This window comes from Marinomonas ostreistagni (genome assembly GCF_016888445.1).
GTDB lineage: Bacteria > Pseudomonadota > Gammaproteobacteria > Pseudomonadales > Marinomonadaceae > Marinomonas > Marinomonas ostreistagni.
This window is the reverse complement of record NZ_JAFEKF010000001.1, coordinates 432,528-447,827: the sequence shown is the minus strand read 5'-3', so window position 1 is coordinate 447,827 and position 15,300 is coordinate 432,528. Positions and strand designations below refer to the sequence as shown.

Sequence of the window (15,300 nt, the reverse complement as noted above, 5' to 3'; positions counted from 1 at the left end):
GAATATAAGAGTTGCGCCATGAAGCAGTCTTTGCAACTTAAAATTGGTCAACAACTAACGATGACCCCTCAGCTGCAGCAGGCGATTAAACTGCTTCAGCTGTCGACACTCGACCTGCAACAGGAGATCCACGATTTCCTAGAGTCGAACCCCCTACTCGAGCTGGACGAAGAAGAAAACTACACTCAAGATAACGACGCACGTCTGGCCGAAGCCGCTTCAACCACCGAAGCGCTTAGCAACGATGCCCAAGCGGCAACGACAGCCGACACACCACAAGTCGAATCTGAGTGGACCGAGAGCATTCCTAATGAGCTCTCTATCGATAGCAATTGGGATGACACTTACCAGAATTCTGCCGCAGCGGCTGACACTCCAAGCTTTGATGGCGACAGCGACCTTGATAGCCGCAATGCGCTGTCTGAGGACATGCAAGATCACTTGATCTGGCAGCTTAACCTGACGCATATTTCGGATCGTGATATTGAAATCGCTTACGCCATCATCGATAGCGTACAGCCCGATGGCTACCTATCAGCGAGCCTCGAAGAAATTCATCAAGCCCTTGCTCTAGAGCTTGAAGAGCTAGAACTGGATGAAGTCGCCGCAGTACAACATCGCCTGCAGCGCTTTGACCCTGTTGGCGTGTGCTCGCAAGATTTGCGCGAATGCTTATTGGTTCAGCTTGAAGCCTATAAAGAACACCCTTTGTATCGCAGCACCTACAATGTCGTCGACCAATACTTAGGGCTCCTAGGCAACCGTGACTACACGCAACTGAGCCGCAAAACGAAGCTGAAAGAAGAAGCCCTGAAAGACGTTATCACGCTAATTCAGCAGCTAAACCCGCGCCCAGGCTCAGCCATCGACAACAGTGAAACGGACTATGTCATTCCTGATGTGACGGTGAAAAAGCGCAATGATATTTGGCAGGTAGAGCTAAACAACGACGCCCTACCGCCAGTGAAAATTAATGAAACCTACTCGGCGATGCTTAACACCACCAAGTCGACCGACGATGTTTCTTACATTAAGAATTCCTTACAAGAAGCGAAGTGGTTTCTCAAAAGCCTACAAAGTCGCAACGAAACCCTACTCAAAGTCGCTAGCTGTATCGTCTCTCGCCAAGTAGACTTTTTTGATATTGGTGAAGAAGCCATGAAACCCATGGTGCTGCATGATGTAGCAGAAGAAGTGGGCATGCACGAATCCACTATTTCACGCGTGACCACGCAAAAATACATGCATACACCACGGGGTATTTTTGAGCTGAAATATTTCTTCTCAAGCCACGTAAATACCGCTTCCGGTGGTGAATGCTCATCGACAGCGATTCGCGCCATGATCAAAAAATTGGTCGCCGAAGAACCTGCGAAAAAACCGTTAAGTGATAATAAATTAGCGAGCATTCTGGCAGAGCAAGGCATTCAAGTAGCACGACGCACCGTCGCCAAATACCGTGAAGCCATGCATATTCCACCGTCAAATGAACGCAAACGACTGATATAAGGCTTTTGATATGTCTGTAAAAAATTTAATGAAGCCCGAGCTGGTTTTTGCAAAACAGCAAATCACTAGCAAAAAGCGCGTGTTAGAACATCTAGCCGAAGCCATTGGCAACTGCCTGCACTGCAACTCAGACGAAGTCTACGATGCTTTACTGGGGCGCGAAAAACTGGGCAGTACCGGTATCGGTAATGGCATAGCGATCCCACACTGCCGCTTGGATGATGTGAACCAAGCCAGCCTGGTACTGATGTCGTTAGAGACACCGATTGATTACGATGCCGTGGATCGTCGCCCGATTGATTTGATTTTTGCCTTGGTCGTGCCACCGCATCAATGCGATGAACACCTGGCTACCTTGGCACAAATTGCCGAACTCGCGCAGTCAGAAGATAAACTCGCCAAGTTACGCGAGCAGCAAGACAGCAGTAAGCTGCAAGAGGCTTTCGAGTCGCTAATGTAAGGACATAGCTATGCAAGAGCAATCTGTTGAAATCATAAACAAACTAGGACTGCACGCTCGAGCGGCTGGCAAATTGGTCGAAACCACCAGCCGCTTCAACAGTGACGTCACCATCGAAAAAGACGGTCGCAACGTCGATGGCAAAAGCATTATGGCTATGATGATGCTGGCCGCTGCCAAAGGCACCACTATTACCGTCAAGGTCAATGGTGACGACGAGCAAGAAGCGATGGACGCGATTATCGCCTTAATTAACGATCGTTTTGGTGAGGGCGAGTAGCCTGTATGAGTGAGCAAACCACATTAGAGCATTTGCAAACGGTTTCCGAGTCACTAGAGACCGGTGCCACTATGCAAATTCGCTACTTGCTTAATGGTGCTTTGCCTGCGCAGGACGTCGCACGTCTATTAGAATCCTCTCCCCCAAAAGAACGTAAGTTACTGTGGGAGCTGATCGATCACGACAATCAAGGTGACGTGCTGCAGTACGTTAGTGAGGAAATCTCTGTTCAGTTCATGAAATCCATGGACACCGAACGTCTTTTAGCGGTTTCTGAACACTTTGACAACGATGACTTAGCCGACATCCTACAACAACTTCCTGAAACCTTAGTGAAGGAAGTACTGGCCTCGATGACCGCACAAAACCGTGCGCGCATGGAGTCCCTATTAAGCTACTCGGAAGATTCCGCCGGTGGCTTGATGAACACGGATACCATTACTATCCGTCCCAACATTACCATAGATATCGTATTTCGCTTTTTGCGCCGTCACACTGAGCTACCCGAAATGACGGACAGCTTGTTGGTAGTAAGCCGCTCTGACCGCTTCTTAGGCATCTTGCCGCTACGCAAGCTACTGGTGGCAGACACTGACACCACGGTGCGCGATATCATGGAAACGGAATGCCATATTATTTATGCCGACCAAAGCGCCACTGATGTAGCCCAACTGTTTGAAAAAATGGACTTGGTCTCAGCGCCCGTCATTGACGCCGAGAGCAAAAAGCTACTCGGGCGTATCACCATCGATGACGTGGTCGATGTCATCCGTGACGAAGCCGAGCACTCCATGCTGTCCATGGCAGGTCTTGATGAAGACGAAGATACCTTCGCGCCGATTATGCAGACCACCCGCCGCCGCGCTGTTTGGCTGGGCATTAACCTAATCACCGCGTTTATCGCCTCTTACGTGATTGGTTTGTTTCAAAACACACTCGATAAAGTGGTCGCACTAGCGATCTTGATGCCGATTGTCGCCAGCATGGGCGGCATTGCTGGCTCACAAGTACTCACCCTTGTCATACGGGGGATCGCGCTGAACCAAATCGGCTCATCCAACGCCAAGTGGCTACTTAATCGAGAAGTGATTGTTGGCCTCATAAATGGCGTGCTGTGGGCCGCGGTGATCGCCGCACTAACCGTGGTGTGGTTTGGCGATATGCAGATTGCCTACGTCATTGCAGGCGCGATCATTATTAACTTATTGTTTGCCGCCCTCACTGGCACCCTATTACCGATGCTGCTGAAAAAGCTCGGCATCGACCCAGCATTGGCCGGAAGTGTTATACTCACGACTGTGACCGATGTGGTGGGCTTTTTGTCCTTCTTAGGACTAGCCACTCTCTTTTTACTATAGATGAATAGATTATGACCGATTTTGAACACTACGATGACAACGAAGAAGAACTGAAGAGTAAGACCCAAGTAAAAAGAGAAATGGAAGCTCTTCAGGATCTTGGCGCCAAGCTAACTAAGCTAAGCCCTGCTCAGCGCAAAAAAGTGCCAATGTCTGACACTCTACGTGAAGCCCTAGAAGAAGCCGATCGTATCAAGCACTGGGGCGCGCAACGCCGCCATTTGCAGTACATCGGCAAAGTGATGCGCACCGAAGATGCCGAAGCCATCGAAGCACGTATCGAGCTATTTGACAGTGCATCAGCGGCTAACAACAAGCGCTTTCACCAACTTGAAGCCACTCGTGATGGCCTAATCGGTGACAACAGCAAAACCATTCTGGACCAATACATTGAGTCTAATCCAGAGGTGGATATTCAGCAGCTTCGCTCATTGGTGCGTATGGCACAAAAAGAAGCCGCTCAAGACAAAGCGACCACTCATCGCAAAAAATTGTTCCGTTTCTTACGCGAAACTCAAGACGCTAAACTAGGCCTACTCTAAGTTAGCGTCCGACGCGGCGATGCTGTAAACACGGCATCGCTTGGCGTACCACCTCAAGCTCTGCGCTGTCTACCGTAAAGCTCAAATGCCCTGTTTGCTCATCATCTAACTTGCCTAAGCACTTACCCCACGGCGAGTATGCGACCGTATTACCATAGGTTTGTCGTGTCGACGTATGCCAACCAACCTGATTCACACCCGCCATATAGAGCTGATTTTCAATCGCTCGCGCCTGCAACAAACAATGCCAGTGCGCCTCGCCAGTGCGGTGGGTAAAAGCGGATGGCACAAAGCACACCTGCGCACCCTGGTCCGCCAATAGGCGGTAGAATTCTGGAAAGCGTAAATCGTAACAAATACTCAACCCTACTCGCACATCATCAATATCCACGGTCACCGCTTGCACTTCACCTGGTTCAATAAAGCGCGACTCTTGATACACCGACGCCTTGTCATCTACCGTCACATCGAAAAGGTGAACCTTATCGTAACGGGCAACGACCTCGCCCTGATCATCGATCATTAAGCTAGTTTGACGCACACGCCCCGCACTCACTGGCTCGCCATCAGGACGCGTTGCCAGTGGGTGCGAGCCAATCAATACATACACCTGATGCGCTTTGGCAAACGCCTGCATAGCGGCCATGATGTCTTGTGTGGCTTGACCTTCCGCTACCTCACGCAACTGCTTCGCATCAAATAAAAAGGCATTTTCGGGTAATACAATTAAACGCGGTGAGTCACTCAGGCAAGCCTTCATATGCTCGAGTATTTGCTTTAAATTGCGCTGCCAATCCGCTTGGCTAGTCAGTTGCAGACAGGCGATCGTTAACTTAGACATAATTAATTCCTCGAACCTGGACGGATTGGCTTAACTTGCGGATCACGAAACGGCCCAGTGATCTTGTATTGAATACTGGTGACTTTGGAGATCTGATCACCAATCAGCTTGTCGGTAATGTACAAAAGCCCAGCAATTTGCGGCGTCGCTAACAACAATCCTGCAACCGGTAAACTACTGGTGATAGGCACGGTAGCCGTTAAACGCTCGTCTAGCGTTTCTTCGATCAAATTCGCCGTACCTTCGATGGTCACTTCCGCCGTCGGCGATACCACACGCACCGGTTGCTTGGTCTTTAATATACCGTCCACTATCTCCAGCTGACTGCTAAAACGATCGAACGGCATACCAGATTCATACAAATCAGAGAAATCAAAGGTCAAACGCTTCGCTAAAGAGTCCACGTTAAAAATACCTAACACCCGCAAAAACGGCGGTATTTTATCGATCTGATTAAAGTTGCCATCTTGCATGCTAAAGCGAATGCGCCCATCCAAGGTTTCTCGAGAAAACGCCAACAGTGAATCATGCCAGCTTAACGCCACATCCATTTCGTAGCGGTTAGAGCTAATAAAAGGCACCGACGAGAATTTACGCGTCAACTGCTGGGCCTGCTCACCGGTGGCTTTGACCGTCATAACAACATTGGGATTGCTCCCTCCCTGCCAAAAGATCTCACCATCGAAGTTACCGTTGGGTAGCGCTGTGGTGATGTTATCAATACGTAAGTTGGTGCCTAAATTGATCAGATCGGCGCGCCAATCGCCATACGGACGGTCATCTACATAGACCTCATCGACCCGTAGCTTCATTGAAGGAATGATGGCTGGCTGAATGCCCTCACCTTTAGCGTCGGTTGACTCACCCGACTGATCGGTTTTCCAGTTAAGGTAGGCAATATGCAGCTCAGGCTCACCTGCTGCAGTGGTGCGCAGAATCGCGTTAAGCTCATCCGATGTCAGCGTCAACGGATGACCATCTTGGGTACGGTTGTACTGGAGTTTGACATTACTCAGCTGGTTGCTGTCATTGATAGGCAGCCGGTCGACCAAGAAATTCGCCGAACGCATCCAGCTAGGCAACTCAGTGGTTAATACAGTTGGCGGTGCAGCTGGCTGCTCTTCCGCACTGTCAGAGCGGAACACTGGCGCCCAATCATGCCAATCAAACTCGGCAAACTGGCCTCGGATCGCTATCCCCTGCTGCATTTCATTGTTGGCTTTTAGCGGCTCAAACAGTGACACATTACCACCTTCAATCGCCCCATCTTCAAACAGCAACTTAGCATAAGCAAGCTGTTGAGCAGACACATCAATCAACAGCTCATTATTGATGGCCTTGAATTTAAGGTTGACTCGCTGGGCATCTTCGGCAGCTTTGTTCAGTGGCTCAGGGAACCTACTCGTCACCCCTTTAAGACCCGAGTTAATATCAACATCCACTTGTCCGGCCTGAGAGCGGTTGATGGCCATTCTTGCTTGATAGACTAAGCGCCCTGAAACATTGTCAGACAATATCTCGGGCCATTGACGCCACGCCAACAACTGCTGGCTATCTAGGGCACCATTAATATCCCCTTCGACCACAAGACGGCCATCGTCAGCCGTGCTTGAGCGCAGATCAAGCTGACTCTCTCCACCCAAGGCAGCTAAGGTAAATTGCGAGCCCTGTAACCCAGTCTTGGGCTGGTAGTTTAACTGCCCTTGGCGTACGGTGCCTTCAAGGCTTAGTGGTGCAATATAGACCGAATTATTAGCAAACTTAACATTTAGGCCGACCTTAGGCTCAGCGTCTTGGCCAGCAATGGGCACCGACAAATCTACTGCTCCCGATACTTTACCTCCAAGACGCCAATCCACAAAAGGCGACAAAACGGACTCGGTCAAAGGCGTTTGGCGCAAGGCGTTCATAATCTTGCTCGACTCATTGGCAAAGTCAGTTTTTACGTTGACCCACTCGGCCTGATTGTTGTTAAGCGGTACGTTGACGGCAACATTTTTGAGCGGCAAACCCGCAAACTGAGCACTGGCAACGTCCACCGACACACCTTCACCATCCAACAACACCTTGGCTTTGACCTGCTCACCATTCGGCCATGCATCATCAAAATTAAAGCGATCCACTTCGGCATCAATGCCTAAGCGCACCACTGGCTGAGCACCACTACTGAGCCCAGTGCGTAACAGAAGATCAATATTAGAGGCTTCACCTTGGCCGATGGCTTTGTCTAGCCATGTTTGCAGTGACTCGGGCAACGCATTCGGCGGCACGAAGGTAAATTTATCCGCCGTCGACACATGCTGGGCGTTAAGATCCAAGCCAAGCCAAGACTCACCCACACCATTGGTCAGGGTATTTTCTAAGCGAAATTGACCTTGTACTGTGGCGCCATTACGCTCAACTTTAAGCTGCTCGCCCTCGACAACAAAGGCACGATCGCCTAACTGGCGCCAGCTAACTTCTCCGGATGCATGATCAATAGACCAAGCTTCCTCGTACACTGTAGGGAACATAACTTGCGTTTGATCGGTGGCGAACTCGATGCTGCCTTGGGTGTTATTAATCGCAAACACGCCTTGTACATCACTCACAGCAGGGATGCCGTTGAAGCCATCGACCTGAGCATTCACCATATTGCTCAAGTACTGATAACGCAGTTCCCCGTCTCTACGCCACAAACGTAGCGACGCATTACGGGCTTCACCCTGAGCATTGAGTGAGGTTAACAAGCGTGCCAAGTACCAATCACTGGGCACAAACTCCAGTGCAACCTGACTGGCGATGGCGGCATTCATCCGATCAAGCACAAAGAAACCGCGTCCAGAACGCTGCTCCCACTCCCCCTTTATATTGACTGGGGCAATGGATTGCTCGTCGCTCTCAAGCTGCAGATTGCTAAGCGCAAACACAGTACCATTGTCGTTATTGTGTTTAACACGCCAATCTCCGACCATGCGCACCGTCTTCTGATCGTTAAATTGCGCGCTCAACTCACTGCGCTGGCCTTGAGCCGTAAACCCTTTACCTGGCTGATAGGTCAACCAATACTCACCCGCTATAGTTAAACCGGCAAGCGGCTCAAGCAAAGGCCCCGAAGTCCAATCAAGCGGTACCTCAAGCTCCGGCACTTGTACATAAGCCGTCAGTTTTTGTTCAAAGAAACTGGTCAGATCGTTGTTGATGCGGCTGCGTATCTGAACTGGCTGCGCCATCTCATTAATAAACACATCGGTGCGCAGCATGGTTTGCTCACGCTGTTTGATAAGGTAGGTGGCAGGTATGAATAAATTAACGGTTTCAAAGCGTGGGCTTTCGAGCGCCACTGAAACGTTGGTCAGCAAAAATTGCTGTTGGTCCGAAAGGTAATTAAGTACTCGGGACATGGCGGTATCGCCATCTGAGGAGCGATTAGGACGTGTCGACATCCCTTTTAGGGCGACTTGGCCGTTGCCATCCTCGGCCAACAGCACATTCACATCAGACACTACTACATCTTTGAATTGCAGCGATAAGCTTAAAACACTGGCCACCAAATCCAACTCAAAGTCCAAGCGACCGATTTGTACGGCGTCGACTTGATTGGCAGTGGTCACCGCCATATCCTCGGCTTGCAATTCGACATTGACGCCATTTAGCTCAGCACGCACCGCCCCCACCGTGACCTCCATACCAGTCAACTGGCTAAGGTTACGTTCGATTTGCGGGCGATACTCAGCCACTAAGGGTAAGCCGAGTTTTGATATCAGCACAGTGCTGACCAAGAGTACACTGATCGCTACGGCCACCCACAAGGCGAGATCCAGTACTCCTTTCAAAACTCGCATAGTGAGCGCCCCTTATTAGCGTAAAACCACGTCGTATTGGTCTTGAGTGTAAACAGGATCTGTTTGAAAACGAATCGTTTTACCGATAAAGGCTTCTAATTCCGCAACTGCTGCACTTTCTTCGTCTAAAAAGCGCTCTACAACCGCACTATTTGCTAATACGGTATAAGTTTGCGAGTTGTAAGCCCGATCAGCACGCATGATTTCACGCAGCACTTCATAGCATACCGTCTCCGGCGTTTTTACTACGCCACTACCACGACAAGCACGACATGGCTCGCACAACACCTGGCCCAAACTTTCGCGGGTACGCTTGCGCGTCATTTCTACTAAGCCTAGCTCAGAGACGCCGGTAATCTTGGTTTTCGAGTGGTCTGTTTCCAGTACTTTTTCGAGCATACGCAACACTTGACGCTTATGCTCTTCATCTTCCATATCGATAAAGTCGATGATGATAATGCCACCTAGATTACGCAGACGCAGTTGACGACCGATGGCGGTGGCCGCTTCTAGATTGGTTTTATAGATGGTTTCTTCAAGGTTTCGACTGCCGACGAACGCACCGGTATTCACGTCAATAGTCGTCATCGACTCGGTTTGCTCGATCAGCAAATAGCCACCAGACTTTAATTGCACCTTGCGATCTAACGCGCGCTGTATCTCATCTTCAACACTGTAAAGATCAAAGATCGGACGCTCACCTGGGTAGTACTCGATGCGCGGTAATAAATCTGGAATAAAGTCTTCAGCAAAGTTACGCAACTTAGTGAAGTTTTCGCGCGAATCAATGCGGATTTTTTCGGTCGACAGGCTGACCAGATCACGCATGGTACGCAAATGCAGCGGCAGGTCTTCATAAATAACGGCTGGCGCTTTAGCACTGTTAATGCGCTTTTTAACGGATTGCCACAGACGGGTTAAGAAGTTGATGTCGGCTAAGATCTCTTCTTCACCTGCACGCTCAGCGGCGGTGCGTAGAATGTAACCACTGCTCTCATCGCGGTCTTCCAGCGCCTTAGACACCAGTGATTTTAGACGGTCACGTTCTTCTTCGTTCTCAATGCGCTGACTCACCCCAACATGGGATTGATCTGGCATGTAAACCAAGTAACGCGAAGGAATGGATAAATGCGTGGTCAGACGCGCGCCCTTAGTACTGATAGGATCTTTGGTAACTTGCACCACCAAGGACTGGCCTTCACGTAGGTAATCACCGATCTGATCGCTGGCGTTGACCGCATCGCGATCCGCGACTTCCGATACATGGATGAACGCTGCGCGCTCAAGACCGATATCGACAAACGCAGCCTGCATACCTGGCAGCACGCGCACTACTTTGCCTTGATAAATGTTGCCAACAATCCCCTTGCGGCTCGATCGTTCGATATACACTTCTTGCAACACACCATTTTCGACCAACGCAACGCGTATCTCCATCGGTGTGACATTGATTAACACATCTTCACTCACGACTTTTCTCCTTTAGGGGACTGACACCAAATTCGTTTAGAAGTTGCGTTACCTCATACACAGGCAACCCTACTACTGCCGAAAATGAACCCGCTATATGCTTCACAAACATACCGCCTAGCCCTTGTATGGCATAGGCACCAGCTTTATCAGCAGGCTCCCCTGTCGCCCAATACTGAGCGATCTCTACGTCTGATAATTCTCTAAAATCAACCTGTGAAATAACATTGGCTGTCGCTACTCGGTTTAAACCACCATTACAGACACAGATCGAGGTCATAACCTCGTGGCTGCGCCCCGACAAAGCGCGCAGCATTTCTTGAGCGTGGGCAAAATCTTCAGGTTTACCCAAAATACGTTCGCCAAGCACCACACTGGTATCGGAAGCAATGACAATATCGCGATGGGACAGCTGATGCTTTGCGATAGCGGCCTCGGCTTTTTCGCGTGCCATGCGTACCACATATTCTTGCGGCTGCTCTAAAGCGTATGGCGTCTCATCGATATCGGCCGGTTTGATCTCAAATTCGTTAACTAAGTTGCTTAACAACTCTTTTCGCCGCGGCGAAGCTGACGCTAATACAATCATGTTAAAAGCCTATCATTGAATGGAGTATAGACGACGCACACTACGCAATAGAATAAAGCACCAAGGCCATAGTAAAGCCGAGATCACCGCCGGCATAAAAATCATCAACGTTGGTTCGGCATCCCCCGTGTAGTGGTCGATCCAAAAGCCGATTAGCTGATTAATACTCACTAAAAGAAAAATAAAGAAACTTTGCTGCCAACGACGATACATACGCAGGCGTTTGTATAACATGATGCAGATAAAGGTAATCAGCACATACGTTAAAGAGTGCTGACCGATCACACCGCCCTGTAATAAGTCGATTAACAATCCGACAAACCAAGCAACCCCAACCCCCACCTTAAAGGGCAAGGCAAGCACCCAGTACAAAATCACCAACAATGCCCACTCAGGTTTAAACCAAACGAGATCGGCTGGAAACACCAAGCCCTCAAGCATCAAGGCAACAACAAAGGTAAACACAAAAATCACGGAGGATTTCATGAATCAGCTCCTTCTGGCTGCGCTTCTGCAGGCGTTTCGTTGCTATCTCGCTGATCTTCCGAGCGCTCAATCAACATCACATGACGACTGCGGTTTAACTGCGCCATCGGCACCACTTCGACATCCGCATATGGCTTACCTGAAACATGACGCACGTTACGTACGATGCCCACTGGATAACCAATCGGGAAACGATTTGCTAAACCACTGGTGCTCAAAATATCGCCTTTTTTGATGTCCGCCGTGTGCGGCACGCTCATCAGCTCCATATGATTCATATCGCCAGTGCCACGCAAAATACTGCGAAACCCGGTGCGCGGCAGCTGTACGGGCACAAAATGACTGGCATCAGCGATCAACAGCACGCGGCTAGTGTAGGCTGAGGTTTCGACCACCTGCCCTAACACACCGGTAGCATCCAATACTGGCTGACCTATGTAGGCACCATTGGAAAAGCCTTTATCAATCAACACCTTGTGACTGTAAGCATTTTGGTCAAAGCCAATCACTTCGGCCATTACCACACGCTCTTCGACTCGCTGTGACGCATCCAAAAGCTCGCGCAAGCGCACGTTTTCCGCACGCAAGGAGGTAAGGCGCTGCAGCTGGCCGCGCAACATCAAAAGCTCGGAGTTTAACTGTTGATTTTGCTCCACCAACGCTTCGCGGGTGTCGAGACGTACATCGGCCCAACTGATCAGCTTTTGCGGCGCACTGACAACCACCTGAATAGGTGTTACCAACCAAGTAAGATAAGGGCGAATCGGATTGAAGACACGAAACTGCAGGTCGCCAATCACCATCGCTAAAGACAAAAGCACCAGTACAAGAAAACTTGCACTGGACGCTTTGTTTGACGAGAACACGGAATTGCTAATGGGAGTAACCTCTAACGTCAGTCACTCTCAGCAGAGAACAATTCGGATGTGTGCTTATCCATCATTTCTAGGGCCATACCGCCACCACGCGCCACACATGTCAGTGGGTCGTCAGCAACGATCACAGGCAGACCTGTTTCTTCGCTGATCAAACGATCCATTTCACGTAGCAAAGCGCCGCCACCGGTTAATACCAAACCGCTTTCAGCGATGTCCGCCGCCAGCTCTGGTGGTGATTGCTCGAGCACACCTTTCACCGCTTGTACGATTTGTGACAATGGCTCTTGCATTGCTTCTAGGATTTCTGAACTGGTCAGCGTAAACGAACGTGGCACACCTTCAGCAAGGTTACGACCGCGCACGTCGATCTGTAGCTCTTCGCCAGTGTGGTACGCCATACCGATCTCAGTTTTGATGCGTTCTGCTGTCGCATCACCGATCAAGCTACCGTATTGGCGACGTACATAAGTTGTGATCGCTTCATCAAAACGGTCACCACCGATGCGAATCGATTCAGACGTTACAATACCATTTAGGGAAATGATCGCGATTTCAGTGGTACCACCACCGATGTCGATCACCATCGAACCAGACGCCTCTGCGACCGGAAGACCGGCACCGATACCTGCTGCCATTGGCTCTTCGATGATGTAAACCTCGCGCGCACCCGCACCGAGTGCAGATTCTTTGATCGCACGACGCTCTACTTGCGTTGATTTACACGGCACACAAACCAAAACACGTGGGCTTGGTTTTAAGACACTGTTTTCATGCACTTTTGAGATAAAGTATTGCAGCATTTTCTCAGTGACATGGAAGTCGGCAATGACGCCGTCTTTCATAGGACGGATTGCCGTGATGTTTCCAGGAGTACGGCCAAGCATACGCTTAGCGTCTGCGCCCACCGAAGCAACCGTTTTTTGATTCCCATTGTGACGAATCGCTACAACAGAAGGCTCATCCAAAACGATCCCTTGATCGCGCACATAAATAAGGGTATTGGCTGTCCCTAAATCGATGGATAAGTCGCTAGAGAACATTCCCCTAATTTTTTTAAACATGAATTTCTACACCCTGAAAAGATCCATTACGAATAGCCCGAAAATGTAACAACCGCTCGCCCAATGAGCAAGCCGAATGCGCATAATTATGTCATTTCTTTACGCATATATCTTTGTTTGTTGGCGTTTTTTCGTCTAGCGCCCGAATAACGGAGTTTTTTTACACGGTGACTTTCTCCCCTTTGGCAATAGCGCTACAATGTCCGCATTTTTTGAAAACCGATAAACTATTAGGTGAAACATGTCTCTAGAAAAGCAAGACGTGATCAAAATCGCTCATCTTGCTCGCCTATCGCTGGATGACAGCGATGCCGAGCAATATCAGCAGTCTCTATCAAGCGTGTTGGACTTGGTGGAACAAATGCAATCTGTCGATACGGATGGTGTCGAGCCCCTTTCCAATCCTTTAGAAGCCAAACAGCGCTTACGTGAAGACATCGTCACTGAGGAAAATCGTCGCGAAGCCTTCCTTGCTAACGCACCGCAAACCGAAGCGGGTCTGTTCTTAGTTCCTAAAGTTATCGATTAAGAGATCACCACATGATTGATCAAAGCATTGCATCGCTCGCGAAAAAACTGCGCGACAAAGAGATTTCTAGTGTCGAGCTGACTCAAGACTACCTAGCTCGCATCAAACAGTACGACGGCCAACTAAACAGCTATATCACGATCACTGAAGAGATCGCCTTGGCCCAAGCTGAAGCCGCTGACAAACAATTAGCACAAGGTGCTGCTAGCCCACTTACGGGTCTGCCGATCGCGCACAAAGACTTGTTCTGTACCGATGGTATTCTGACGACTTGTGCCTCTAAAATGCTGCACAACTTCGTACCACCGTACGAATCAACTGTAACGGGTCGCATGTTGGCATCTGGCACCGTGACGTTGGGTAAAACCAACATGGATGAGTTCGCCATGGGCTCATCAAACGAAAAAAGCTACTACGGCGCAGTGAAAAACCCTTGGAACCTAGACAAGGTACCGGGCGGTTCTTCAGGTGGTTCCGCTGCAGCGGTTGCCGCTGGCCTTTGTGTCGCAGCGACCGGCACCGATACCGGTGGTTCAATCCGTCAACCTGCTTCTTTTTGTGGCATCACGGGCCTTAAGCCAACTTACGGTCGCGTGTCACGCTTTGGCATGATCGCCTACGCTTCAAGTCTTGACCAAGCTGGCCCGATGGCACGCTCGGCAGAAGACTGTGCACACATCCTACAATCGATCGCAGGCTTTGATGCCAACGACTCGACATCAGCGGAAGTAGACACCGAAGACTACACCGCTAACTTGGATGCGCCACTGACAGGTCTAACTATCGGTCTACCAAAAGAGTACTTTGGTGACGGCCTTAACAACGATGTGGCAAGCGCTATCCAAGAGGCCGTCAAAGAGTTTGAAAAGCTTGGTGCAACCGTCAAAGACATCTCGTTGCCAAACCTAAATTTAAGCATTCCATCTTACTACGTGATCGCGCCATCTGAAGCATCGTCTAACCTGTCGCGCTTTGACGGTGTGCGTTACGGCTACCGCTGTGAAGAACCAAAAGATCTAATGGACATGTACAAACGCTCGCGTGGCGAAGCGTTCGGCAAAGAAGTCCAAAAACGTATTATGGTGGGCACTTACGCGCTTTCAGAAGGCTACTACGATGCTTACTACCTGAAAGCACAGCGTATTCGTCGTCTGATCAAAGAAGACTTCGTTAAAGCCTTCGAAGAAGTCGATGTCATCATGGGCCCTGTGGCACCAACAACTGCCTTTGGCATCGGCGCCAAAACAGACGATCCAATCGCCATGTACCTAGAAGATATTTACACCCTATCGGTTAACCTAGCTGGCATCCCTGCGATGTCTGTCCCAGCGGGCTTTGCTGATGGCATGCCAGTTGGCCTGCAAATCATGGGTAACTACTTCTCTGAAGCTAAGCTTTTGAACGTTGCGCACAAATTCCAGCAAGCAACGGACTGGCACACCAAAAACCCTAGCTTGGTAGAAGGAGCATAAC

At 49.7% G+C, this 15,300-nt stretch carries 14 protein-coding genes; 7 read left to right on the top strand and 7 right to left on the bottom strand.

Annotated features, from left to right (window positions below; all coding sequences use genetic code 11):
* The first annotated feature begins 18 nt into the window (after positions 1–18).
* From JQX58_RS02040 to yjgA, 5 genes are read left to right on the top strand one after another with little or no spacing between them, the layout of a single operon-like run.
* Positions 19–1,509 (top strand): RNA polymerase factor sigma-54, encoded by a 1,491-nt coding sequence (locus JQX58_RS02040; protein WP_204145149.1) that lies wholly within the window; start codon positions 19–21, stop codon positions 1,507–1,509.
* A gap of 10 nt (positions 1,510–1,519) precedes the next feature.
* Entirely contained in the window at positions 1,520–1,969 is a 450-nt protein-coding gene (locus JQX58_RS02035; protein ID WP_204145148.1) for a PTS sugar transporter subunit IIA, read from the top strand.
* A gap of 10 nt (positions 1,970–1,979) precedes the next feature.
* Entirely contained in the window at positions 1,980–2,249 is a 270-nt protein-coding gene (locus JQX58_RS02030) for an HPr family phosphocarrier protein (protein ID WP_204145147.1), read from the top strand.
* A gap of 5 nt (positions 2,250–2,254) precedes the next feature.
* On the top strand, positions 2,255–3,607 hold the full coding sequence (gene mgtE / locus JQX58_RS02025; RefSeq protein WP_204145146.1) for a magnesium transporter: 1,353 nt from the start codon (positions 2,255–2,257) through the stop codon (positions 3,605–3,607).
* 11 nt (positions 3,608–3,618) lie between these two features.
* Positions 3,619–4,149: a ribosome biogenesis factor YjgA gene (gene yjgA, locus JQX58_RS02020; protein ID WP_204145145.1), complete on the top strand. Its 531-nt coding sequence runs from the start codon at positions 3,619–3,621 to the stop codon at positions 4,147–4,149.
* A gap of 1 nt (position 4,150) precedes the next feature.
* Here yjgA and JQX58_RS02015 read toward each other — a convergent pair whose 3' ends face one another.
* Genes JQX58_RS02015 through JQX58_RS01985 form a run of 7 tightly spaced genes read right to left on the bottom strand, consistent with a single transcriptional unit; the run spans position 4,151 to position 13,298 of the window.
* Complete coding sequence (locus JQX58_RS02015; protein ID WP_204145144.1) at positions 4,151–4,990, bottom strand: carbon-nitrogen hydrolase family protein; 840 nt, start codon at positions 4,988–4,990, stop codon at positions 4,151–4,153.
* 2 nt (positions 4,991–4,992) lie between these two features.
* On the bottom strand, positions 4,993–8,814 hold the full coding sequence (locus JQX58_RS02010; RefSeq protein ID WP_204145143.1) for a YhdP family protein: 3,822 nt from the start codon (positions 8,812–8,814) through the stop codon (positions 4,993–4,995).
* A gap of 15 nt (positions 8,815–8,829) precedes the next feature.
* Positions 8,830–10,284, bottom strand: a complete 1,455-nt coding sequence (gene rng, locus JQX58_RS02005; protein ID WP_204145142.1) for a ribonuclease G — start codon at positions 10,282–10,284, stop codon at positions 8,830–8,832.
* The gene (locus JQX58_RS02000) at positions 10,277–10,873 is read right to left on the bottom strand and encodes a Maf family protein (RefSeq protein WP_204145141.1); all 597 of its coding nucleotides are present in this window, start codon (positions 10,871–10,873) and stop codon (positions 10,277–10,279) included. Before JQX58_RS02000 ends, rng begins: the two co-directional genes overlap by 8 nt.
* 12 nt (positions 10,874–10,885) lie before the next feature.
* Positions 10,886–11,359 carry a rod shape-determining protein MreD gene (gene mreD, locus JQX58_RS01995; RefSeq protein ID WP_204145140.1) on the bottom strand — a complete coding sequence of 158 codons (474 nt, stop codon included), beginning with the start codon at positions 11,357–11,359 and terminating at the stop codon, positions 10,886–10,888.
* On the bottom strand, positions 11,356–12,225 hold the full coding sequence (gene mreC, locus JQX58_RS01990) for a rod shape-determining protein MreC (protein ID WP_204145139.1): 870 nt from the start codon (positions 12,223–12,225) through the stop codon (positions 11,356–11,358). Before mreC ends, mreD begins: the two co-directional genes overlap by 4 nt.
* A 29-nt stretch (positions 12,226–12,254) precedes the next feature.
* Complete coding sequence (locus JQX58_RS01985) at positions 12,255–13,298, bottom strand: rod shape-determining protein (protein ID WP_204145138.1); 1,044 nt, start codon at positions 13,296–13,298, stop codon at positions 12,255–12,257.
* Positions 13,299–13,539: 241 nt separating this feature from the next.
* Here JQX58_RS01985 and gatC point away from each other — a divergent pair, with 241 nt between their 5' ends.
* A complete protein-coding gene (gene gatC, locus JQX58_RS01980; protein ID WP_204145137.1) occupies positions 13,540–13,827 on the top strand; it encodes an Asp-tRNA(Asn)/Glu-tRNA(Gln) amidotransferase subunit GatC in 288 nt (95 codons plus the stop codon).
* A gap of 11 nt (positions 13,828–13,838) precedes the next feature.
* Positions 13,839–15,299 (top strand): Asp-tRNA(Asn)/Glu-tRNA(Gln) amidotransferase subunit GatA, encoded by a 1,461-nt coding sequence (gatA, locus tag JQX58_RS01975; RefSeq protein WP_204145136.1) that lies wholly within the window; start codon positions 13,839–13,841, stop codon positions 15,297–15,299.
* Position 15,300 lies beyond the last annotated feature (1 nt).